The 20,434-nt window shown below is 69.4% G+C and carries 20 protein-coding genes; 13 read left to right on the top strand and 7 right to left on the bottom strand.

Translation table 11 applies throughout. The annotated features are described in order from the left end of the window. Positions 1-118: 118 nt before the first annotated feature. Both ACXJKM_RS04210 and ACXJKM_RS04205 read right to left on the bottom strand, forming a co-directional pair. On the bottom strand, positions 119-931 hold the full coding sequence (locus tag ACXJKM_RS04210) for an ABC transporter substrate-binding protein (RefSeq protein WP_457350471.1): 813 nt from the start codon (positions 929-931) through the stop codon (positions 119-121). Further along, complete coding sequence (locus tag ACXJKM_RS04205; RefSeq protein ID WP_457350469.1) at positions 928-1,566, bottom strand: HD-GYP domain-containing protein; 639 nt, start codon at positions 1,564-1,566, stop codon at positions 928-930. Before ACXJKM_RS04205 ends, ACXJKM_RS04210 begins: the two co-directional genes overlap by 4 nt. Positions 1,567-1,725: 159 nt before the next feature. On the opposite strand from ACXJKM_RS04205, the gene ACXJKM_RS04200 reads away from it, so the two are divergent. The 6 genes from ACXJKM_RS04200 to ACXJKM_RS04175 all read left to right on the top strand — a co-directional run bounded on the left by ACXJKM_RS04200 (position 1,726) and on the right by ACXJKM_RS04175 (position 7,278). After that, positions 1,726-2,277 carry a response regulator gene (locus ACXJKM_RS04200; RefSeq protein ID WP_235532135.1) on the top strand — a complete coding sequence of 184 codons (552 nt, stop codon included), beginning with the start codon at positions 1,726-1,728 and terminating at the stop codon, positions 2,275-2,277. Positions 2,278-2,291: 14 nt separating this feature from the next. Then, complete coding sequence (locus ACXJKM_RS04195) at positions 2,292-3,029, top strand: Hpt domain-containing protein (RefSeq protein WP_056205403.1); 738 nt, start codon at positions 2,292-2,294, stop codon at positions 3,027-3,029. 206 nt (positions 3,030-3,235) lie between these two features. Beyond that, on the top strand, positions 3,236-3,613 hold the full coding sequence (locus tag ACXJKM_RS04190; RefSeq protein WP_457350467.1) for a response regulator: 378 nt from the start codon (positions 3,236-3,238) through the stop codon (positions 3,611-3,613). A gap of 142 nt (positions 3,614-3,755) precedes the next feature. Further along, a complete protein-coding gene (locus tag ACXJKM_RS04185; RefSeq protein WP_457350465.1) occupies positions 3,756-5,321 on the top strand; it encodes a DUF1800 domain-containing protein in 1,566 nt (521 codons plus the stop codon). A gap of 5 nt (positions 5,322-5,326) precedes the next feature. Then, positions 5,327-6,559 (top strand): DUF1501 domain-containing protein, encoded by a 1,233-nt coding sequence (locus ACXJKM_RS04180; protein ID WP_457350463.1) that lies wholly within the window; start codon positions 5,327-5,329, stop codon positions 6,557-6,559. A gap of 215 nt (positions 6,560-6,774) precedes the next feature. Continuing rightward, on the top strand, positions 6,775-7,278 hold the full coding sequence (locus tag ACXJKM_RS04175; RefSeq protein ID WP_457350461.1) for a hypothetical protein: 504 nt from the start codon (positions 6,775-6,777) through the stop codon (positions 7,276-7,278). 6 nt (positions 7,279-7,284) lie between these two features. Here the strand turns inward: ACXJKM_RS04175 and ACXJKM_RS04170 are convergent, their stop codons facing one another. From ACXJKM_RS04170 to ACXJKM_RS04160, 3 genes are read right to left on the bottom strand one after another with little or no spacing between them, the layout of a single operon-like run. After that, positions 7,285-7,884 carry a DUF6151 family protein gene (locus ACXJKM_RS04170; protein WP_457350459.1) on the bottom strand — a complete coding sequence of 200 codons (600 nt, stop codon included), beginning with the start codon at positions 7,882-7,884 and terminating at the stop codon, positions 7,285-7,287. 37 nt (positions 7,885-7,921) lie between these two features. After that, the gene (locus tag ACXJKM_RS04165) at positions 7,922-9,259 is read right to left on the bottom strand and encodes a DUF1501 domain-containing protein (RefSeq protein WP_457350457.1); all 1,338 of its coding nucleotides are present in this window, start codon (positions 9,257-9,259) and stop codon (positions 7,922-7,924) included. Position 9,260: 1 nt separating this feature from the next. Continuing rightward, positions 9,261-10,910, bottom strand: a complete 1,650-nt coding sequence (locus ACXJKM_RS04160; RefSeq protein ID WP_457350456.1) for a DUF1800 domain-containing protein — start codon at positions 10,908-10,910, stop codon at positions 9,261-9,263. Between the two features lie 204 nt (positions 10,911-11,114). Between ACXJKM_RS04160 and ACXJKM_RS04155 the strand changes: the two genes are divergently transcribed. From ACXJKM_RS04155 to ACXJKM_RS04135, 5 genes are all read left to right on the top strand, one after another. Continuing rightward, the gene (locus ACXJKM_RS04155) at positions 11,115-12,392 is read left to right on the top strand and encodes an efflux RND transporter periplasmic adaptor subunit (RefSeq protein ID WP_457350454.1); all 1,278 of its coding nucleotides are present in this window, start codon (positions 11,115-11,117) and stop codon (positions 12,390-12,392) included. 635 nt (positions 12,393-13,027) lie between these two features. Further along, a complete protein-coding gene (locus ACXJKM_RS04150; protein WP_056205385.1) occupies positions 13,028-13,711 on the top strand; it encodes an ABC transporter ATP-binding protein in 684 nt (227 codons plus the stop codon). Beyond that, entirely contained in the window at positions 13,708-14,991 is a 1,284-nt protein-coding gene (locus ACXJKM_RS04145; RefSeq protein WP_457350451.1) for a TolC family outer membrane protein, read from the top strand. The genes ACXJKM_RS04150 and ACXJKM_RS04145 overlap by 4 nt, the downstream gene beginning before the upstream one ends. After that, positions 14,991-16,298 (top strand): ABC transporter permease, encoded by a 1,308-nt coding sequence (locus tag ACXJKM_RS04140; RefSeq protein ID WP_056205381.1) that lies wholly within the window; start codon positions 14,991-14,993, stop codon positions 16,296-16,298. The genes ACXJKM_RS04145 and ACXJKM_RS04140 overlap by 1 nt, the downstream gene beginning before the upstream one ends. Then, complete coding sequence (locus ACXJKM_RS04135) at positions 16,298-17,596, top strand: ABC transporter permease (protein ID WP_082533075.1); 1,299 nt, start codon at positions 16,298-16,300, stop codon at positions 17,594-17,596. Before ACXJKM_RS04140 ends, ACXJKM_RS04135 begins: the two co-directional genes overlap by 1 nt. 9 nt (positions 17,597-17,605) lie before the next feature. Here ACXJKM_RS04135 and ACXJKM_RS04130 read toward each other — a convergent pair whose 3' ends face one another. Both ACXJKM_RS04130 and ACXJKM_RS04125 read right to left on the bottom strand, forming a co-directional pair. Continuing rightward, positions 17,606-18,430: a DUF6279 family lipoprotein gene (locus ACXJKM_RS04130; protein ID WP_457350449.1), complete on the bottom strand. Its 825-nt coding sequence runs from the start codon at positions 18,428-18,430 to the stop codon at positions 17,606-17,608. Positions 18,431-18,482: 52 nt separating this feature from the next. Beyond that, positions 18,483-18,959 carry a BON domain-containing protein gene (locus ACXJKM_RS04125; protein WP_457350447.1) on the bottom strand — a complete coding sequence of 159 codons (477 nt, stop codon included), beginning with the start codon at positions 18,957-18,959 and terminating at the stop codon, positions 18,483-18,485. Positions 18,960-19,024: 65 nt separating this feature from the next. Here ACXJKM_RS04125 and ACXJKM_RS04120 point away from each other — a divergent pair, with 65 nt between their 5' ends. Then, positions 19,025-19,510: a retropepsin-like aspartic protease family protein gene (locus ACXJKM_RS04120; RefSeq protein WP_457350445.1), complete on the top strand. Its 486-nt coding sequence runs from the start codon at positions 19,025-19,027 to the stop codon at positions 19,508-19,510. After that, on the top strand, positions 19,507-20,415 hold the full coding sequence (locus ACXJKM_RS04115; RefSeq protein WP_457350443.1) for a TraB/GumN family protein: 909 nt from the start codon (positions 19,507-19,509) through the stop codon (positions 20,413-20,415). The genes ACXJKM_RS04120 and ACXJKM_RS04115 overlap by 4 nt, the downstream gene beginning before the upstream one ends. Positions 20,416-20,434: the final 19 nt, after the last annotated feature.

Below are 20,434 nucleotides of genomic sequence, written 5' to 3'. Positions count from 1 at the left end.
CTCCCAAGCCGGCCCATTGGGCGATGTGCTTGTCGGCCAATCCGGCAAGCATCGCCGTCCCCAAGGGGGACCGGCCAGGATTGCCCGCGTCCAGCGAGGCGAGACTGGACGAGGGGCCTCATCTCTCGCGCACGATGGCGCTCAAGCCGTGGCGCTTGGCGGCGGCCTGCAGCCGGCCGTCGCGCTGGATACGCCCAACGAATTCATCCACAGCCGTCAGCCAGGCGGCGTCGCCGGGCTTGACGGCATAGGCATAGGGCAGCACGAAGAAGGGCGTGGGCGGCGCGACGAGGCGGGCCCAGTCGGCGTTGTCCAGCAGGCGGCGGCTGTAGGGGTAATCGGTCATGAAGGCGTCCACGCGGCCGGCCTCGAGTTCGCGCTCGCGGGTGTCGGGTGGCCGCACGACGACGAGGTTAGCCTGTTTGAGGGCACCCGCCATGACGGGTTCCATGAAGGTGCCGGCCTGCACGGCGATGCGCACGCCGGGGCGGTCCAGGTCTTGCCAGCTCTTCACGACGCGGCTGCTGCGCGTTGTCACCGCATAGATGTCGCTTTCCAGATAGGGCCGGCTGAAGCGCAGTGCTTGAGCGCGTTGTGGCGTCATGCCGACGGCGAACATCGCAACGTCGCAGCGGTCGCGCAGCAGGTCGTCGATGAGGGTCGCGAAAGAGGAGTCGACATAGACGGGCTTGACCTTGAGGTCGGCGGCGAAGGCGGCCGACAGGTCGATGTCGATGCCCGACAGCTGGCCGGTGCGCGGGTTGCGCAGCGAGATGCCGTAGTAGTCGGGCCAGATGCACACCCGCAACTCGCCGCTGTCCTGCACGCGCTGCGAAGGGGTTGTGTTGTTGGGGGCCGCTGAAACCGGTGCGGCGGCGACGGTGGCCAAAAAGCCGAGAAGGCCGAGCAGCGCGGCAGCCAGCCGCGTCATGCCCTCTCTCCGGCGCGCGTCGCGTTGACGCGGTCGCGCAGCGCGATCAGCTCGGGGGCATGGGCCAGAAAGGCGGCGACGATGGCCGGGTCGAAGGCGCTGCCGGCCTGCTCGGCCAGCATCGCCAGCGCGCGGTCGTCCGCGCGGGCCGGGCGGTAGCTGCGGGGCAGGGTCAGTGCGTCGAAATAGTCCACGACGGCAACGATACGCCCAGACAGCGGAATGGTCTCGCCACTGAGGCCTTCGGGATAACCGCTGCCGTCCCAGCGCTCGCGGTGGTACAGGGCGATTTCGGCCGCCAAGGCGAAAAGGGGCAGGCTCGAGCCGCTGAGCAGGGCCGCGCCACGGTGCGGCTGGGTGCGCCGGCGGTGGCGCTCTTGCTCGGCCGTCAACGGCCAGGGCGGTACGGCGCTGGCAGGCCTGGCGTCGAGCTCGCCGATGTCGTGCAGGGGTGCGGCCAGGCGCAGTTGGCGGGCGCTGTCGGTGTCCATGCCCACATGCACGGCCAGGGCCTCCGCCAGATGCCCGAGCCGCACGCGATGGGCGCTGCGGTCAAGGTCATGGCCCTCGTCGAGGGCAGGATGGGGCAGCGCCAGCGGGGGTGTGGATGGGGCGAAGGCGGCGGTGAACAACATGGCTAGCTCCGTATCGGTGCCGCATTCTCCGATGCGATCATTTTTATCAAATATTCCAGCTCGGCGATTGCCGGCAAATTCGGCAAAATATCGCAAGTGAACCGTACCCCCTCCACGCCCGACACCTGTTCGACCACCGAAGCCGCCCAACAGCTGGGCATGGCTGTGCGCTCCGTGCAGCTGATGGTCGACCGTGGCGAATTGCAGGCCTGGAAAACGCCAGGCGGCCACCGCCGCATCCTGCGCAGTTCGCTGGAGGCCTGGCTCGCCGCCCGCGCCGGCCGTGCGACGACAGCGCTGCCAGGCACTGGCGCCCGAGCGAACGAACGCCCCTTGACCTTGCTGCTCATCGAGGATTCGGTGCACTTCCAGAACCTCATCAGCCTGGTCGTCAAGCGCGAACTGCCCGAGGCCGAGCTGCACGTCGCCTCCGACGGCATCGCCGGCCTGGCCATGGCCGGCCGCCTGGAACCGGACGTGCTGCTCATCGACATCCTGCTGCCGGGCATCGACGGCGCGGCGCTGATCACCAGCCTGCGCTCGCACCCACAGTTCGCGCGCAGCCGCCTCATCGTTGTGACCGCGCTGGACGAGGCGCAGCGTGCGCCGTATGCCTTTGCGCTGGAGGGCGTGCCGCTGGTGCACAAGACGGCCCTGGTCACCGAGCTGCCACCGCTGCTGGCCGAGGCCGCAGCGGCCCAGCCGACCTGAGCGCGCGCATACCTATGCCCGCGCGCTTGCTGCTGATCGAGGATGACGTCTCGATTGCCCGCTTCGTCGAATTGGCTCTCGAGGAGCTGCCGGACCATGACCCGGCGGCGCCGGCGGTCGAGCTGAGCGTCGTACGCCGCCTGGCCGATGCCCGCGACGCGCTGGCTGGCGGCGGCTGGCAGCTCGTCGTCAGCGACCTGATGCTGCCCGACGGCTCCGCCGAAACCCTGCTCGCAGAGGGCCTGGCCCAGGCTGCCGGTGCGCCACCGTGGGTGATTTTCAGCGCTGGCGTTCACCCCGACCATCATGCGGCGCTGGCCGCCCGCGGCGTCGTGCGCACGTTGCGCAAACCCGTGCCGCTGACCGAGTTGCTGGACACGGTCAGCGAGCTGCTGCGGGGGCGCGCCCTGGCCACCGCACCGGTCGCGGCCTTGGCCACGGGCGTTGACCCGGTGCTGCAGCATTTCGGCGGCGATCGGGCCCTGTACGAGAGTTTTCGCGCCGGCTGCCTGGACCGCTTTGCGGATGATCTCGCGCAGGGCAATGCGGCCGTCGCCAGCGGCGATGCGCCCGCACTGCGCCGCGTCGCTCATGGCCTGAAGGCCGTGCTGGAGCTGCTGGGCCATCCCGCCCTGGCCGCCCAGGCCCGCGCGCTGGAGATGGCGGCGGCGGACGGGGCGCCAGGCAGGCCCTTGCCCGACGGCTGGCTGCCGCTGTCGCGGGCGCTGGCCGAACTGCGTCGTCGCGCCTAGGCGATTTTCGCCGCGGCCGCCTTGCAATATTTGGCAAATCCAGCGCGACGCCACCCGTTCAGGGGCGGGTGCATTGATCATTCGTATTAATAGATTTGATAATCAGCGCAAAATCCCGAGTCATGTTCCTATGCCTGTCCCCTGCCGATGCCGTGTTGCCCGATCCAGGCGCTTGCAGCCTGCCATCTGCTTTTGAAGGGGCGGGAATGACGACAAGCCAGGTTCTCTACGTCGAGGACGATCCCGTCAACGTGATGCTGATGCAAGGCATCCTGGAGCTGCGCCCCGGCTGTAGCCTGCTGGTGGCGCGCAGCGGCGCGGATGCCCGACGCCTGGTGGCGCAGGATCGCGTCGATTTGCTGTTGTGCGATCTGCGCCTGCCCGATATTGGTGGCGACGAATTGCTGACCCAGCTGCGCGCTGCCGGCCTGCCCGACGGTGTGCCGGCCCTGCTGGTGACGGCCGAGTCCGAGTTCGTCGCTTCCCAGCTGGCGCGCCGCCATGGCTTTGACGGCTACTGGAACAAGCCTCTTGACCTAGCCGCCACGCTGCGCAGCCTTGAGCATTGGCTTCGCGRCCAATGAATTTGCGGGCCGAGCGCCGGATCGTCCCCTAGCCGGCCAGCCTCGGGCGAGAGGGGCTCCTCGCTACAAATCTTTGCGCATCGGCCATACGAGCTTGCGTGAATCGGGCGATTCTCTGGTTCAAGAAACCGGAGAGGTCCCCATGAAAAACCGCCGCTTTGTGCTGAGCAGTGCCGCCGCCCTGGCCGGCGGCGTCATGCTGGCAGCGCGCCGCAGCCAGGCGGCTGTTGCGGTTGCAGCTCCGGCCCTGAGCGCCGATGAGCGCGCCCTGCACGCGCTAAACCGCCTGGGCTACGGCCCGCGCCCGGCTGACGCCGCCGCCATCGCCGCGCAAGGCGCCGACAAATGGCTGGAGCGCTTCCTCAGCGAGCAACTGGAACCGCGCCGCCTGCCGCAGCCTGAAGGCCTGAGCGCCCGCCTGGCCAGCCTGGAGGTGCTCCAACTCGGCCAGGCCGAGCTGCTGGGTCGCTACCGCGAGGCGGTGAAGGCCGCTCGCGAGGCCCGGCGTGAGCAGGCCCAGGGCATGAAGACCGATGCCGATGCGATCAATGCAGTGCGCGACAAGATCCGCCCCCTCGTCGGCCAGGCCGCGACGGCCCGTCTGTCGCGTGCGCTGCTGAGCCCGGCCCAGCTCGAAGAGGTGCTGACCGAGTTCTGGTTCAACCACTTCAACGTCTTTGCGGGCAAGAACGCGGTCGGCGTGCTCGTGGCCGATTACGAGCAGCGCGCCATCCGGCCCCATGTGCTCGGGCGCTTTCGCGACATGCTGGGCGCCACCGCCAAGCACCCGGCCATGCTGATCTACCTCGACAACGCCCAGAGCGTCGTCGCCGGCTACGCGCCGCCGCAGCGCGCGCGCCGCTTCCTGGCCGAGCGGCCGGAGCTGAAGGCCCGGGTGCCCAGCGGCCTCAACGAGAACTACGCCCGCGAGCTGATGGAACTGCACACGCTGGGCGTGGACGGTGGCTACGCCCAGCGTGACGTGACCGAGCTGGCGCGCATGTTGACCGGCTGGGGCCTGGACACGCGCAAGGCGCTGGTCGGCGGCACGGGCGACCTGTTCGCCTTCGAGCCGCGCAAGCATGACAACGGCAGCAAGACCTGGCTGGGCCATAGCGTCAAGGGCGCCGGCCAGGCCGAGGGCGAGCACGCGCTGGACGTGCTGGCCACCCATCCCGCCACGGCCCGCCATCTGGCCACCAAGTTCGCTCAGGCCTTTGTGGCCGACGACCCGCCGGCCAGCCTGGTGCAAAAGCTCACCGACAACTTCAAGGCCACGGGCGGCGACCTGCGCGAGTTCGCGCGCACCTTGATCCGCGCCGATGAGTTCTGGAGCCGCGAGGCCTACCAGGCCAAGTTCAAGACGCCCTACCAATACCTGCTGTCCAGCCTGCGCGCGCTGGACCTGCAGCCGGCCGACCCGCGCAATCTGCTCGCCGCGCTGGCGCAGGCGGGCCAGCCTCTTTACGGCGCACAAACGCCCGATGGCTACAAGAACACTGCGGCCGCCTGGCGCAACCCCGAGGCGCTGACGCAGCGCGTGCAACTGGCGACGACGCTGGGCCAGCGCAGTGGCATCAGCGCCGAGAAGCTGACCAGCACCCTGGGTGCGTCGGTCAGTGAACCTACGCGCCGCACGTTGGCCGCCGAGCCCGCCGGCCAGCAGGTTGCCCTGCTGCTCGCCAGCCCTGATTTCATGAAGAGGTGACCGCCATGCTGCGTCGTCAATTGCTGCACTTCGGTGCCTTCACCCTAGGTGGCCTGCCGGTGTCCCTCGTGCAGGCCCAGGGGGGCACCCAGAAGAAGCTCGTCGTCGTCATGCTGCGCGGCGCGGTGGACGGCCTGTCGGTCGTCGCGCCCTATGGCGAGCGCGAGTACGCCACCAGCCGCCCGCAGATTGCGCTCGCGGCACCGGGCGCGGAGGATGGCCTCATCAAGCTCGATTCGCTGTTCGGCCTGCATCCATCCTTGAGCCCGCTGAAGCGCCACTGGGACGGCGGCCAGCTCGCCTTCGTGCATGCCAGCGGCTCGCCCGACCCGACGCGCTCGCATTTCGACGCCCAGGACTACCTCGAGTCCGGTACGCCGGGTCGCAAGTCCACGCCCGATGGCTGGATGAACCGGCTGCTGACGGCCCTGCCGGGTGAGCCGGCGCCAACGCGCGCGATCAGCCAGGGCAGCACGCCGCCGCGCATCTTTGCCGGCACGGCCAGCGTCGCCAGCCTCGGCCTGGGGCCCAATGCGATGCAGCGCCGCGCCATCGACGACCCGCAGATGCAGGCAGGCCTCGCCAAGCTCTATGCCAACGACGCCCAGCTCAGCGGCACGCTGCGTGATACGACCCAGGGCCGCGGCGAGATGAGCCGCAGCATGGCGGCGGGCGAGGGAAAGTCCATGGATCCGAGCGCCGACGCCGGTGCGCCGTCCGCGCGCAGCTTCGCCGCTGATGCGCGGCGCCTGGGTACCTTGATCCGCAAGGACGCCCACACCCAGCTTGCCTTCACGGCGGTGGGCGGCTGGGACACCCATGTCAACCAGGGTGCCGCCCGCGGCCAGCTCGCCAACCGCCTGGCCAGCCTGGGCGAGGGCCTGGATGCGCTGAGCGTGGGCCTGGGCGACACCTACAGGGACACCGTCATCGTCGTCGTCAGCGAGTTCGGCCGCACGTTGCGCCAGAACGGCAACGGCGGCACCGACCATGGCCGCGGCAATGTCATCTGGCTGCTCGGCGGCCCGGTCGCCGGCGGGCAGATGCTGGGCGAATGGCCGGGCCTGGACGCAAGCGCCCTGGCCGACGGACGTGACCTGGCCGTGCGCACTGACTTCCGCCAGGTGCTGACGCCGTTGCTGCAGCGCCATCTCGGCCTGTCGGAAACCGCACTGGCAACAGTGTTTCCCCAAGCCCCGCAAACTTGGCGTTATGCGGACAAGCTGCTGCGTGCCTGAGGCGCCGGCAGCCGCGTTCTAACGGATGGGAGAACGACATGATGCGAAGCGCTTCCTCGTTGTTCGGGCTGTGCCTGTGGGGCGCGGTGCTGGCCTACTGCTTCCTTGTCGCGGTCGGCGCCTGAAAGCCGCCCGCCCCCCACGAACGAAGTCATCCCGCCGCGGCGCGGGGCGTGGAGGCTGGCAGCCTCCCGCCACCTCCAGCGTCTCGCCCCATGCGCCACACCGCTCTCGCCCTGCTGATCCTTGCCTGCAATGCTCAGGCTGCCCCCCGTTGCGACGCCGTCAGCGTCGAGTATTCCGCGCCGCGTCTGGTGYCGCTGGCGGGTCATGTGTCGGTCAAGCGCCTGGTCGCCCGGCCGGAGCGCGAGCTGGACGACAGCGATCCCGAGTACAAGCCGCGCTCACCCCACGACACGGCGGCCTTCCATCGTCTGGTGACCATCGACTCGACGAAGGAGGGCGTGCCCCGCGTCAACACCATCGAGATCTACACGCTGCAGGGCCCCAAGCGCGCCTGGCGGCTGGACTTCGCCGAGCTGGCCCAGAACGTCGAGGTGCAGTGGCTGAACGAGGATCTGCTTTTCCTGCGCGCCTGGTGGGGCCGCATCGTGTCAACCGAGCTGCTGTTCGAAGTCAGCAGCGGGCGCTTCCTGTATGCCAAGGAGGCCAACTACGGCCTGATGATCCAGCCCTGCGAAGAGCTTCAGGCGAAGTAGCTGCGTTCAGCCGACGCGCTTGGCCGCCGCAAGTTCCTTGGTGGACAGCACCCGGGGCTTCGCAACGGGGGTGCCGGTCTGCGGATCGAAGAAGGGGCTGGCGCGGTAGGTCCCGCGCAGACGGCCCATGATGATCATGGCAAGGGTCTTGGCGATGCCGCTGAACATGCCCGCCGCTTTCGGCTTGCTGTCGCCCAGGGCGCCGTCGACGCCCACACGCATCGTGACCGGTCCGAACGACGCCGCGAGCGCGGCCTTGTCCTGACCGAGGCCCGTATGGATCAGGCCGACGAAATCGGCCTTCCGGTCTGCGAGAGTGTTGCCGATCGGCGTGCGGCAGCAGCTCGCGTACCAGCGCAGCATGCCTTTGTCGGTCAGGCGGATGCAGGTCAGCCGGTCCTGGCCCTGCGTGAACACGACGTGAGAGGCCGGGACCTGCACGATGTCGCTGCCGCCCTGGTTGTCCAGCGCGTCTTGCGCGCCCAGGTATCGGGCAAAGGCCTGGCAGTCGGAGCAATAGCAGACACAGCGATTGGACGGGCGTGTGGGCTGCAGCAGGCCGCGGAGGTGGCCGCAGCGGCACTGGATGGAGTAGGTGTCGGGCATGGGACGGTTGTACCAGCGGCCCCTGCCAGTTTTGTCATCAGCCGAAGTAGCCCAGGTTCTTCACGTTGAAGTTGGCCAGGTGGGGGAAAACCGCGCCCAGGTCGGCCGCGCCGACACCGAACCAACTGGCCAGCGTCGCGCTCATCTGGTCGACCGACGTGGTCGGCAGCCAGCGGCCCTCGTCGGACATGTCGTCCGGCCCGGCGAGCACGAGCTGGGGCATGCGGCCGTAGAGCCCGCCCTTGACGGCGCCGCCGAGCACGAACTGGTGGTTGCCCCAGGCGTGGTCGGTGCCGCCGCCCGAAGCGGGTTGCAAGGTGCGCGCGAAATCGCTGGCGGTGAAGGTGGTCACCGCGTTGGCAACGCCGAGCTGCTGCATCGCGTCGTAGAAGGCCTTCAGCGCGGGGCCGAGGTCCGAGAACAGGGCCTGCTGCTGGTTGAGCTGGTCGTTGTGGGTGTCGAAGCCGCCCATGCTGACGAAGAAGAGCTGGCGCGTGACGCCCAGACCCGAGCGGCCCTCAATCATCTTGGCCACCGTCAGCAGCTGCTGGGCGATGTTGCTGCCCAGGCCGCTGAAGAGGCCGGCAATGCTGCCGGTGCCCGACAGCGCCGTGTTCAGGACATTGCTGGCCTTGAGGGCCTGGTTGAGCACGCTGGCCGCGGCGCGTTCCTCGGCGTTGGCATAGGGCTGCTGCAGCAGGCCTTGATAGAGCTGGTAGAGCGGGCTGGCGCCGGGGTTGTTGCCAAAGCCCTTGATCGCGAAGCTGGTGCCGCTGCCGACCGTCAGGCCGGCGTGGGTCGCGCCGTTCATGAAGACGTTGTTGCCGCTGACCGACAGGGCCATGGGGACGACGCCATTGGCGGCCTGCAAATCGGCGATCCGGCCGCCCCAGCCGGTGACCGACGTGGCCGCATTGCCGCTGAAGGACTGGCCGCGCTGCCACTGGTCCTGCTGGTCGTCGTGCGAGAAGAGATTGCTCGGCCGCTGGGCTCCTGAACCGTTGAACTCGGCCTTGGTCATGGGCCTGACCAGAGGCCCGACATTGGCCTGCACGGCCAGGTGGCCCTGATTCCAGATGTCGGCCAGCGGCGTCAGCGCCGGGTGCAGGCCGACGCCGCCGCCGTTCAGCGGTGCGAGGGCCGATTGCGGCAGCGTCAGCCCACCGGCGCCGGCCGTGCCGCGTGCCCGGGCGTAGGCCGCGTAGCCGGCGGTGTCCATCGGCACGACCATGTTGTTGCCGTCGTTGCCGCCGTAGAGGAAGACGCAGACGAGGGCGCGGTAGTCGCTGCCGGCCAGCGGCGCGGCCAGCGAGGGCAGGGCGGAAGCGCCGGCGAAGGCGGCGGCGTGGGAGAGCAGATGGCGACGGGACAGCATTTCAGTTCTCCACCAGGTATTCGGGGGACATCGCGGCGAGGAACAACGCGGCTTTTGCGCGATCCAGCGGCTTGGTGGCCGGCGCGATCTGCGCGGCCTTCAGCAGAGCGGTCTGCAGCGCCGTGCTGGCGCGGCCGGCGAAGAGCACGCGGTTGATCTCGGCGACGAGGCTGGTCGGCGTTGCGGCCAGAGCCTGCCAGCGGGTCAGGTCGATCTTGGTGCCGGTGGCGCCGGGGACGGAAGCGTCGGCCGCCACGCCCTTGCCGTTCAGCGCCGTCTGCAGCACGCCGCTCAACTTGAAGGCGGCGCTGGCGTTGAAGACGCCAAAGGCTGGGCCGTCCAGGCTGGGGTTGTCGGGGAGGTCGTAGTCGGGCGGGAAGAAGTTGAAGACGCTGGCCGGGCTGTAGACCGTCTGGCCCAGGCTCGCGGCCTGGCTGCGCAGCCAGACGCCATCGCTGACGCCGCCCATGCTGCGCAGCAGGTGGGTCAGCTGCAGGATGGGTTCGCGCAGCTTGCCGAAGTTGGCGGGCGCCTGTGGGGAGGCGGCCTCGGCGTCGGTCAGGATGGCCGTCAGCACGGCCTTCATGTCGCCGCGCTTGCTGCGCTGGCCGTTGACGAGGGCCCCGCCGTTGAAGGCCGTGGCCACGCGCTGCACATAGGCCGGGCTGGGGTTGGCCGTGACGAGCTGCTGGATCAACTGGCGGCCGATGAAGGGGCCGACATTGGGGTGGTTGAAGATGTTGTCGACGGCTGCGTCGAGGTCGGCCTGCACCGTCTGGCCACCGGGCAGCATGGTCCCGTTCAGCAGCTTCTTCGTGCCCTTGTCGTGGTGGTCGTCGAAGGCGACCATGGGCGCGTCGTAATAGCTCGGGTTGCCGAACTTGTTCTTCGTCGCGCCCGGCCGCGGCGCATACGTCCAGCCGGTGAAGGCGTGGGCGAAGCCCTCGACCGTGTCCTGGTCGTAGCTGGGGATGGGCTGGCCCTTGGCATCGAGCTGCAGGCTGCCGTCGAGGTTGAGCTGGGACAGGCCGATGGAGAACAGCTGCAGCACCTCGCGGGCGTAGTTCTCGTTGGGCTCGATACCCTTGGTCGGGCTGGGCTTGTCGTTGTTGGCCATGTTCAGGAAGCGCCCCATGGCCGGGGACAGCGTCACCTCCTTGAGCACGTCGCGGAAGTTGCCGAAGGCGTTGCGCAAAAAGATGCGCTGGTAGTCGGCCATCGCATTGGGCAGCTTGATGACATTGCCCGACACGACCAGGATCTCCGACAGCGCCAGGGCCGTGCGCTGGCGCAGTTGGTCGGGCTGGTTGACGGCGTTGGCGAAGAACTGCACCTGCACCGGGAACAGCGTGTAGTTGTCGCGTTTGCAGGTGGCCGGCGCGCCCGTGGGGCAGCCCTTGCTCGAGTCGGGGTCGACATACGGCACGCCGCTGAAGTCGGAGTTGGCGAGGTTGAACTGACCCGTCAGCCAGGCGGCGCGGCCGCGGGCCATCACATCGGTGACGCTGGCGTCCGTCGGCCCGAAGCTGGCCTGGCCGAGGAAGCGGCGCGCCTCCGACGCCGTCATGGCCGACGGCGGCAGATCGTTAGCCAGCGCTGGCCAGCTCAGGCTGGTCAGCGCGGCCAGCAGGCAAAGTCGGGCGAGAGTCATTTCAGTCTCCGAAGCGGCGCGATTGTTGGAGCCGGCCAGTCGTGTCGTCTCGCCACCAGTTGTGCGCTTTCGTAAGCAAACGCTGCTGCCCGTTGCGGACCTTGTACGGACTGTCCGCCACCTGTCCGCGGACACATGTCACGGTTGCAAGTCGTTGATTTTTCACGCGGCGCGTGCTGGCACATCCCTTGCGGAAGACAGGGCATGAACACCCGCTTTCGCGACACTTCGGAACAGGACCGCCCCCTCGCTCAAAAGTCCCGGCGCTGGCCGCTGCTGCTGGCCGGCGGCGCGGTCGTCGTGGCCGTGCTCGTGCTGGTGAGCGGCGGCCGAATCAAGCAGATGCTGTCCGCCGACTCGGCCGTCAGCATCGCCCGGCTGTCCGTGGCCACCGTCGACGTGGCACCGCTGACGCGCGACGTCGCCGGCGAAGGCCGTGTCGTCGCCGCGCAGAGCCCGACGCTGTTCGCGCCCGGCGCCGGCACCGTCACGCTCGCCGTGCAGGCCGGTGACCCGGTCAAGCGCAACCAGGTGCTGGCCCGCGTCGACTCACCCGAGCTGACCAACCGCCTCGCGCAGGAGCGCAGCAATGTCGATGCCTTGCGCGCCGACCTGGCCCGCGCCGAGGTCGAGGCCCGCCAACAGACGGCCGCGCTGCAGAGCGCCTTCGAGAACGCCCGCATCGACCAGCAGACCGCCCAGAACGACCTGGCCCGCCAGACCCAGGCCTTCGAGGCCGGCGCCACGGCGCGCATGCAGGTCGAGCGTGCCCAGGACGCTCTGGCCAAGGCCAAGCTCGCGCACGATCAGGCCCGCGATCTGCGCGGCCTCAAGACCGACAGCCTCAAGCTCGACGTGCAGGCCAAGCAGAGTGCGCTGGCGCGCCAGCAACTGCTCGTCGCCGACCTGGAGCGCCAGGTGAGCGAGCTGCAGGTGCGGTCACCGGTGGATGGCCAGGTCGGCCAGCTCTTCATTCCCGACCGCACCAATGTCGCCCGCGACACCAAGCTGCTGTCCGTCATCGACCTGTCGGCCCTGGAAGTGCAGATGCAGGTGGCCGAGAGCTTTGCCCGCGAACTGCAGCCCGGCATGCCTGGCGAGATCACCGGCAACGGGCAGCGCTGGGCCGGCCAGGTCAGCTCGGTCTCGCCCGAGGTCGTCAACGGCGAGGTCAGCGCACGGCTGCGCTTTGCTGGCCAGCAGCCCGAGCAGCTGCGCCAGAACCAGCGCCTGTCGGTGCGCGTGCTGCTGGACAAGCGCGACAAGGTGCTGGGCGTGGCCCGCGGCAGCTTCGTCGACGAGAGCGGCGGCAGCTTTGCCTACGTGGTGCGGGGCGGCGTGGCCGAGAAGGTCGCCGTCAAGCTGGGTGCGCGTTCGCTGGAACGGGTCGAGGTGATCTCGGGCCTCTCGGCCGGGGACCGCGTCGTCATCTCCGGGTCGGACAACTTCAAGGGCGCGGAGCGCGTCCTGATTGCGGATTGAGGGTTGGTCGTGATGTTTGATCAGGTTGGTGCTGCGACGAGTGCTGCTGATCGCTGCATTGCCGGGAGTCCGTCCCGGCAGCCGGGTAACTTTCTTCTGCGGGGCCAGAAGAAAGTCACCAAAGAAGAGGCCCTGAACCGCACACCAGCACCACGTGCACGAGCTGTGCCGTGCAACAGCCACTCGGTGATTGGGCAGACGCGACCCGCTGCGCTCTCGCTGCTGTCCTTATCAGCAGCGTCACCCATCGCCGTTTCAGCCCGCCTAACGCGCGGCTGCACGCCGGGCTCACGAGAAAACCAAATGCAGCGTCGCCCGAGCGACGCGGTATTCCCTGGTGAGCYCGGCGTGCAGCCGGCGTTAASCGGCRTGAAGGGGCGRTGRATSGTGCTCGTCATAGGGACAGCAGCGAGAGCGCAGCGGGTCGCGTCTGCCCGAAACGATGCAGAGAGTTTTCGCGCGACGCTTATGGCGTCGTCGCGATCGTGTGCGGTTCAGCGCCTCTTCTTTGGTGACTTTCTTCTGGCGCCGCAGAAGAAAGTTACCCCGCCGCCGGGCGGGACTCCCGGCACCTTGCCACCAAGCAAGTGCCACTTAGACCACCACGCCCACTCCAAGTGAACAGGACAACCCCCATGCTCCAAATGGAAAAACTGCAGAAGGTCTACCGCACCGAAATGGTCGAGACCTATGCCCTGCGCGACTTCAACCTGACCGTCAACGAGGGCGAGTTCGTCGCAGTGACCGGGCCGTCGGGCTCAGGCAAGACGACCTTCCTGACCATCGCTGGCCTGCTGGAAGCCTTCAGCGGCGGCAGCTACAAGCTCGACGGCATCGACGTCAGCCGCATGGGCGACGCCGAGCGTTCGCGCATCCGCAACCAGAAGATCGGCTTCATCTTTCAGGCCTTCAACCTGATCCCCGACCTGAGCGTGCTCGACAACATCGAGGTGCCACTGCGCTACCGCGGCTTCGGCGGCGCCGAGCGCAAGAAGCGCGCTGCCGATGCACTGGCCCGCGTCGGCCTGTCGGCCCGCGGCCGCCACTACCCGGCCGAGCTGTCGGGCGGCCAGCAGCAGCGCGTGGCCATCGCCCGGGCCCTGGCCGGCGAGCCGCGCCTGCTGCTGGCGGACGAACCCACCGGCAACCTCGACAGCGCGATGGCGCGCAGCGTCATGGAGCTGCTCGAAGAACTGCACCGCGACGGCGCCACCATCGTCATGGTCACGCATGACCCGCAGCTGGCCGCACGTGCGCAGCGCAATGTCCACGTCATCGACGGTCAGGTTGTCGACCTGGCTGCGGAGCTCGCCGCTTGAAAACCATCGCGTTCCTGCTGTTGATCGCTTGCGCCACCGCGCAAGCCGACGACCTGCTGCAGGTCTGGGCGCAGGCGCGCGCGGCCGACCCGCTGCTGCGCCAGGCCGCGGCCTTCAACGGCGCGCAGGAAGCGGCCTCACGCGAAGCCCGCGCGGCGCTGCTGCCGCAGTGGAACCTGCAGAGCAGCGAGCAGCGCGAGAACGGCAGTGGCGAGCGCTCGCGCACGACGACCAGCAGCATCAGCCAGCCCCTCTTCGACCTGGCCGCGCTGCGCGAATGGGACGCCAGCCGCAGCCAGGCCTCGGCCCAGTCCGCGCGCCTGGCCGCCGCCGAGCAGGCCGCGCGGGCCCGCGTCGCCGACGCCTATTTCGGCCTGCTGTCGGCCCAGGCCCAGCTGGCCACGGCGCGCGCCAACGAAGAGGCCTTCGCCCGCCAGGTCAGCGAGGCCGACACGCGTTTCAAGGCCGGCCTGTCGGCGCAGGTCGAGGCCGACCAGTCGCGCGCCTACCGCGAACTGGCGCGCAGCAACACGCTGGCCGCCGAACTGAACCTGGCCGATGCCCGCGAGGCGCTGGCCCAATTGACCGGCGTGCCCGTCACCACCCTGCAGCCGTTGCGCCGTGCGCTGGATGCACAAGCCTTGCCGGACGACGCCGAAGCCTGGACCGCGCGTGCGCTGCAGGCCAACCCCGAGTTGCGCGCGCTGCAGCTGGACGTGCAGGCCAGCGAGCAGCGCATCTCCGCCGCGCGCGCCGGTCATCTGCCGACGCTGAGTGTGGGCGTGGACACGACGCAGCGCCGCAATGTCGGTGGAGGTAGCGGCGTGTCGGCCTTCGATGCCAGCCGCACGCCGACGCTGGTCGGCCTGCGCCTGACCGTGCCGCTGTTTGCCGGCGGCGCCGTGGCCGCCGCGGCCGACCGCGCCGGCTTTCAGCGGGATGCCGCCCGCGAGCAGCTCGAAGCCGGCCGCCGCGCCGTGCTGCGCGAGGTGAGGGCGCAGCACCTCGCCGTGGGCCAGGGCGCGGTGCAGTTGCGCTCCGCGCAGGTCGCCGTCGAGGCCGCCGAGCGCGCGCTCGAAGCCACGCGCACCGGGCTGACTCTGGGCACGCGCAGCACCACCGATCTGCTCCTCGCCATCCAGACCCTGGCCGGCGCGCAGAACGCGCAGACCCAGGCCCGCCACCGCCATGTGCTGGCCCTGCTCGCCCTGCACCAGGCGGCCGGCTCTCTCGGTGACGCCGAACTGGCCACCGTCAACGCTCTTCTGGAGAACCGCTGATGTTTCTTCACTACCTCGAACTCGCCTGGCGCAACACGCTTGCCGCCAAGGGCCTCTCCGCGTTGATGGTGATGGCGCTCGCCCTGGGCATCGGCGCCTGCATGACGACGTTGACCGTCTATCACGTGCTCTCCGGCGACCCCATTCCCGCCAAGAGCGCTCGCCTATTCAACGTGCAGCTCGACGCGTCGGACATCGTCAGCTGGAAGGCCGGTGAAGAGCCCAACTTCGACCTGAGCCGCTATGACGCGACGGCACTGCTGCGCGACAAGAAGGCGCTGCGCCAGGCGATGTCCAGCGGCTTCAACACCGCCGTGGGCCTGCCCGATGCGCAGACCAAGCCGATCTTCTCGAGCGTGCGCATGACGTCGGCTGACTTCTTCGCGATGTTCGACGCGCCGTGGCAATACGGCGGCGGCTGGAGCGCGGCCGACGACGAAGGCGAGGCGCGTGTCGCCGTCATCTCGGCGTCGCTCAACGAGAAGCTGTTCGGCGGCGGCAACAGCCTGGGCAAGGAAGTCATCGTGCGCGGCCAGCCGCTGCGCATCGTCGGCGTGCTCAAGCCCTGGAAGGTGCAGCCCCATTTCTGGGACCTGACCCTGGGCAGCTACACCGAGACCGAGGACTTCTACCTGCCGTTCTCGACGGCCATGCTGCTGAAGATGGGCCACTGGGGCAATATGAACTGCTGGGCCAAGGGCGCCAACGGCGGCACCTCGCTGGACCTGAACGCGAGCTGCTCGTGGATCCAGTACTGGGTCGAGTTCGCCAAGCCCGAGGAGGCCGCCGCCTACCGCGACTACCTCGTCGCCTACTCCGAGGCTCAGCGCAAGGCCGGCCGCTACGAGCGACCGACGAATGTGCGCCTGCGCAACGTGATGGACTGGCTGGGCGCGCAGAAGGTGCTGCCCGCCGATGTGCGCCTGCAGACCTGGCTGGCCTTTGGTTTCCTGGCCGTCTGCGTCGTCAACATGGTGGGCCTGTTGCTGGCCAAGACGCTGCGCCGCAGCGGCGAGATCGGCGTGCGCCGCGCACTCGGTGCGACGCGCGGCGACATCTTCAAGCAGTTCGTCGTCGAGGCCGGCCTGCTCGGCCTGGCAGGCGCGCTGCTGGGCCTGCTGTTCGCCCAGGGCGGGCTGTGGCTGGTGCGCCAGAGCCCGAACGACTACGCCAAGCTGGCCGAGCTCGACGCCAGCATGCTGGCCCTGACGCTGGGCCTGGCCCTGCTGGCCAGCCTGCTCGCCGGCCTGCTGCCGGCCTGGCGTGCGGCCCTCGTCACCCCCGCCGTCCAACTGAAGGTGCAGTGATGTCTGACTCCTCCACGCTGTCCATCGTCCCGCCAGCCCGCGCCACCGGCAACCCCCTCGGGGCGTTTGGCCGGGCCCTGAGCGATCTCGCGCCCATCCTGTCGACGCTGCGCCGCCACCGCATCGCGGCCGGCCTCATCGTGCTGGAGGTGGCGCTGACCTGCGCCATCGTCACCAATGCGCTGCACCTGATCCAGACCCGCGTCGAGGCGCTGAACACCGACAGCGGCATGGCCGAGACCGAGATCGGCGTGCTGACCCTGCGCGGCAGCAAGCCCCAGCCGCCCGAGCGCACCGCCGGCATCGTGTCCGAGGACCTCACGCGGCTGCGTGCGCTGCCAGGCATCAAGGCGGCCACGGTGCCCAACCAGATCGTCTACGGCAACAACAGCAACAACAGCGGCGTCTCGCTTGAGCCCGACAACAAGGGCCTGCGCATCAGCGCAGCGCAATACGCGGCCGATGAACAGATGATCCCGACCTTCGGGCTCAAGCTGCTGGAGGGCCGCAACTTCACGGCCGACGAGGTGCTCGACAACTTCCAGACCTTCAGCGTCTCCGATCCCAAGATCCCGCAGCTCATCATCAACAAGGTGATGGCCGACAAGCTCTTCCCCGGCCAGCCGGCGTTGGGCAAGCAGGTCTATATCTTCGGCCGCTCGCCGTCGACCATCATCGGCGTCGTCCAGACGCTGACGCACACGCAGCTGCACCGCGCCCGTGGCGACGGTGATGGTGCCGCCATGATCCTGCCGCTGCGCGGCGGCGGCTCGTACGTGATCCGCGCCGAGCCGGGCCAGCTGGACTCGCGCATCAAGGCCGCGGCCGCGGTGCTCGAAGAAGGCGACCAGGGCCGTGTCGTCACGCAGAGCCAGCGCCTGACCGAGATGCGTTCGTCCTTCTACGCCCAGGACCGCGCCATGGCCTGGCTGATGGGCGGTGTCTGCGTGTCGCTGCTGCTGGTGACGGCCATGGGCATCGTCGGCCTGGCGAGCTTCTGGGTGCAGCAGCGCACCCGCATGATCGGCACGCGCCGCGCTCTGGGCGCCACCCAGGGCCAGATCCTGCGCTACTTCCAGCTCGAGAACCTGCTGCTGACGACGACCGGCATCCTCATCGGTATGGCCGGTGCCTGGGCCCTGAGCCAGCTGCTGATGCAGAGCTACGAACTGCCGCGCCTGCCCTGGGGCTATCTGCCCGCTGGCGCACTGGCGCTGTGGGCCCTGGGCCAGCTGGCCGTGTGGGTGCCAGCCCGGCGCGCGGCGCGCCTGGCACCGGTGGCCGCCCTGAGGAGTTGAAGCCCGGGTTCAGGCCGCCTGCAGGCTGCGCAGTTCGGCCGCCCAGTCGGCCCAATGCTTGCGGACGGCGGCCCGCTGCTCGGCATCCAGGCTGTTGAGCAGCTTCAGCAGGCTGGCGACGATCTGCTCGCGATAGGGCTGCTCGGTGGGCTGGGTCTGTGAGTCCTGCATCAGCAGGGCGGTGCCCGCGGCCAGGTCCTGGTGCGCCCAGGCGCGCAGGGCCTGCACCAGCCGCACCTGGCGTGCGGCACGGGCCTGGGCCATGACGGGCAGGTCGAAATGCCAGCCGCGAGCGTCGGCTGCGGCCTGCTTGCGGGTCGAGCGGTCCAGGTCGCCCAGCCAGCGTTCGAGGTTGCTGGTGTAGCGCTTGGCGCGCTCGTCGGGCCCGCGCTTGCCCGATTGCTTCTCCCGCCACTCGGTCGTCTTCTCGGCCATCTTCTTTTCCAGGTGTTGCCACTGCTCGGGCCGCAGGCTGGCCAGCACCGGCGCGGCCAGCGGCGCGGCGTGCTGCAGGCAACGCTCGACGCTGGCGCGCGCGCCGCGCTCCAGGGCCAGCAGTTCGTCCTGGGTGACGCCGTCGTCCAGCGCCGCATGGGCCTGGCCCACCAGCGCAATCCATTGCGGCAGCTCCTCGCGGCGATGCCAGGCCTGCCAGGCCTGCAGCTGCGTCTTGAGCTGACCGCGCTGCGGGCTGTCCAGGTCGAGATAGCTGTCCGCCCAAAGCCCGGCCAGCAGTGGCAGCTGCCCATAGGCCAGCGTCAGGCTGGAGCAGCCGATCAGGCCCAGCAGGGCCGTCAGCGCGAAGAGGGTGGCAAAACGCTTCAGCAGTTGCATGGGGCCATCGTGACAAGGCAGGGCGGCGTTGTCACGCCTGGGGTCTTGCAGGTCAATTCATGCGCCGATAGGGCACGACGCCGCCCTGGCCGACCCGCACCAGGGCCAGGGCTTGCTGCACCTCCGGCAACCCGCGTGCCTGGGCCTCCAATTCGGTCGCCTGCTCGGCACGCCCGACGCAGCCCTCGAGGTAAACGACCCGGCCCTGCACGGTCAGCCACAGGCTGCTCGGATGCAGGGCGGCCGTGCCGTTCAGCTTGGCACGCAAGGCCCCGGCAATGGTCGCGTCATAGCGGAAGGCATTGGGTTCGCTGCATTCGCCCTTGAGCCAGCAGGTGGTGCCGCGCTCGGCGCGATGGTGAGCTTGCACGCGGGCCTCGGCGGCCGTGATGCGCGGGCCGCGGGGCTCCGGGCAATCGGCGATATCGGCCGACACGGCCTCGAAGGGGTCGTTGAAGCGGTTCAACACCAGCTCATCGCTGCCACCGGCGAGCAGCAGTGCGATGAGCAGGGCGGGCGGCGGCGTCATGAAGGCATTCTGGTGGGGCCGGGTATCGTGTGGTCCCGCGCAAACCCTCGCCTCAGTCGCCCCCCGTGTCCCACCAGGATCTGCCGCACACCCTCAAGCTGATGACGATCTGGCTGTTGATCGGCTTGGGCATTTTCCTGGGTTTCAAGCTGTGGGAGCACGAGCGCGAGGCCAGCCGCTTCCAGCTTGCCGGCGAGGTCATCGTGCTGACGCGCGGGGGCGACGGCCACTTCCACTGGCCCGGCCGGGTCGACGGCATCGAGGTGGATTTCCTCGTCGACACCGGCGCCACCACGACGGCCCTGCCGCAAGTGTTGGCGGAGCGCGCCGGCCTCAAGCCGCTGGGCGCCGTGCGCGCCCATACCGCGGCCGGCGCCACGCGCGGCTTTCTTGTGCGGGCCGACGTTGCGCTGGAAGGCGGCGTGCGCGCCGACAAGTTGATGGTGACTGTGCTGCCCGACCTGGGCGCGCCGCTGCTTGGCATGGACGTGCTCGGTCGCCTGCACTTCAGCCAGAAACCTGGTGAACTCCGTATCGAACCCCGCCCATGATCCGCGCCCTCCTTTTGGCCTTTCTCGTCGGCAGTGCCCATGCCGCCTGCCCGCCGGCGCCGGCCCTGCCGAGTGCCGAGCAGGCCGCCACCTGGGCCGCCAAGGCGCCGGACCGTGGCCTGCTGTGGCGCGTCAGCCGTGGCGGCCACACCAGCTATCTGTTCGGCAGCCTGCATGTCGGCAAGGCCGACTGGGCCTATGCCGGGCCGGCCCTGCGCGCGGCCTGGGCGCAGACCGAGGTGCTGGCCGTGGAGCTCGACCCCGCCGACGTCGGTGCCGTGCTGGCCGCCATGCCCAAAGCCGCACCCCTGCCGCCGGCTCTGGCCCAGCGCCTGGACACCCAGGCCCGCGCCGCCTGCCTGTCGCCTGGTGCCCTGAGCGCGCTGCCGGTCATGTTGCAGCTCAGCATGCTGTCGCTGATGGAGGCGCGCCGCGATGGCTTTGATGCCGGTTTTGGCCAGGACGTCATGCTGCTGGCGCGCGCCAGGAGCGAGGGCCGGCCGGTGCAGTCGCTGGAGAGCGTCGAGGAGCAGCTGCAGGCGCTGGAGCCTGCGGCGGCCGAGCTGCCCGCCATCGTCGACGGCACCCTGCGCCAGTTGCGCGGCGGCCAGATGCGCGAGCCGCTGCGCCGGCTCAGCAGCGCCTGGTCGCGCGGTGACCTGGGGACGTTGGCGAACTATCCGCGCTGGTGCGCCTGCGCCGACAGCCCGGCCGAACGCGCTTGGCTCAGGCGAGTCAACGACGACCGCAACGGCCCGCTGGCCACCCGCATCGCGGCCTTGCATGGCGCCGGCCAGCGCTTGCTGGTGGCCGTGGGCGCGCTGCACATGAGCGGCCCGCGGGCACTGCCCAAGCTGCTGGCCGAGCAGGGTTTTATTGTCGAAGCCCTGCTGCCCAGCAAGTAGGATGGAAGTGCCCTTACAG

The sequence above is a fragment of the Roseateles sp. P5_D6 genome (assembly GCF_054049415.1).
This window is presented reverse-complemented; position numbering and strand designations above follow the sequence as displayed.

Bases quoted from the DNA above. Each gene is read 5' to 3' on its own strand.
- ACXJKM_RS04210 (WP_457350471.1), bottom strand. From the start codon at position 931: ATGACGCGGCTGGCTGCCGCGCTGCTCGGCCTTCTCGGCTTTTTGGCC.
- ACXJKM_RS04200 (WP_235532135.1), top strand. From the start codon at position 1,726: ATGGCTGTGCGCTCCGTGCAGCTGATGGTCGACCGTGGCGAATTGCAG.
- ACXJKM_RS04155 (WP_457350454.1), top strand. From the start codon at position 11,115: ATGAACACCCGCTTTCGCGACACTTCGGAACAGGACCGCCCCCTCGCT.
- ACXJKM_RS04150 (WP_056205385.1), top strand. From the start codon at position 13,028: ATGCTCCAAATGGAAAAACTGCAGAAGGTCTACCGCACCGAAATGGTC.
- ACXJKM_RS04160 (WP_457350456.1), bottom strand. From the start codon at position 10,910: ATGACTCTCGCCCGACTTTGCCTGCTGGCCGCGCTGACCAGCCTGAGC.
- ACXJKM_RS04165 (WP_457350457.1), bottom strand. From the start codon at position 9,259: ATGCTGTCCCGTCGCCATCTGCTCTCCCACGCCGCCGCCTTCGCCGGC.
- ACXJKM_RS04205 (WP_457350469.1), bottom strand. From the start codon at position 1,566: ATGTTGTTCACCGCCGCCTTCGCCCCATCCACACCCCCGCTGGCGCTG.
- ACXJKM_RS04180 (WP_457350463.1), top strand. From the start codon at position 5,327: ATGCTGCGTCGTCAATTGCTGCACTTCGGTGCCTTCACCCTAGGTGGC.
- ACXJKM_RS04195 (WP_056205403.1), top strand. From the start codon at position 2,292: ATGCCCGCGCGCTTGCTGCTGATCGAGGATGACGTCTCGATTGCCCGC.
- ACXJKM_RS04135 (WP_082533075.1), top strand. From the start codon at position 16,298: ATGTCTGACTCCTCCACGCTGTCCATCGTCCCGCCAGCCCGCGCCACC.
- ACXJKM_RS04125 (WP_457350447.1), bottom strand. From the start codon at position 18,959: ATGACGCCGCCGCCCGCCCTGCTCATCGCACTGCTGCTCGCCGGTGGC.
- ACXJKM_RS04140 (WP_056205381.1), top strand. From the start codon at position 14,991: ATGTTTCTTCACTACCTCGAACTCGCCTGGCGCAACACGCTTGCCGCC.
- ACXJKM_RS04115 (WP_457350443.1), top strand. From the start codon at position 19,507: ATGATCCGCGCCCTCCTTTTGGCCTTTCTCGTCGGCAGTGCCCATGCC.
- ACXJKM_RS04130 (WP_457350449.1), bottom strand. From the start codon at position 18,430: ATGCAACTGCTGAAGCGTTTTGCCACCCTCTTCGCGCTGACGGCCCTG.
- ACXJKM_RS04185 (WP_457350465.1), top strand. From the start codon at position 3,756: ATGAAAAACCGCCGCTTTGTGCTGAGCAGTGCCGCCGCCCTGGCCGGC.
- ACXJKM_RS04170 (WP_457350459.1), bottom strand. From the start codon at position 7,884: ATGCCCGACACCTACTCCATCCAGTGCCGCTGCGGCCACCTCCGCGGC.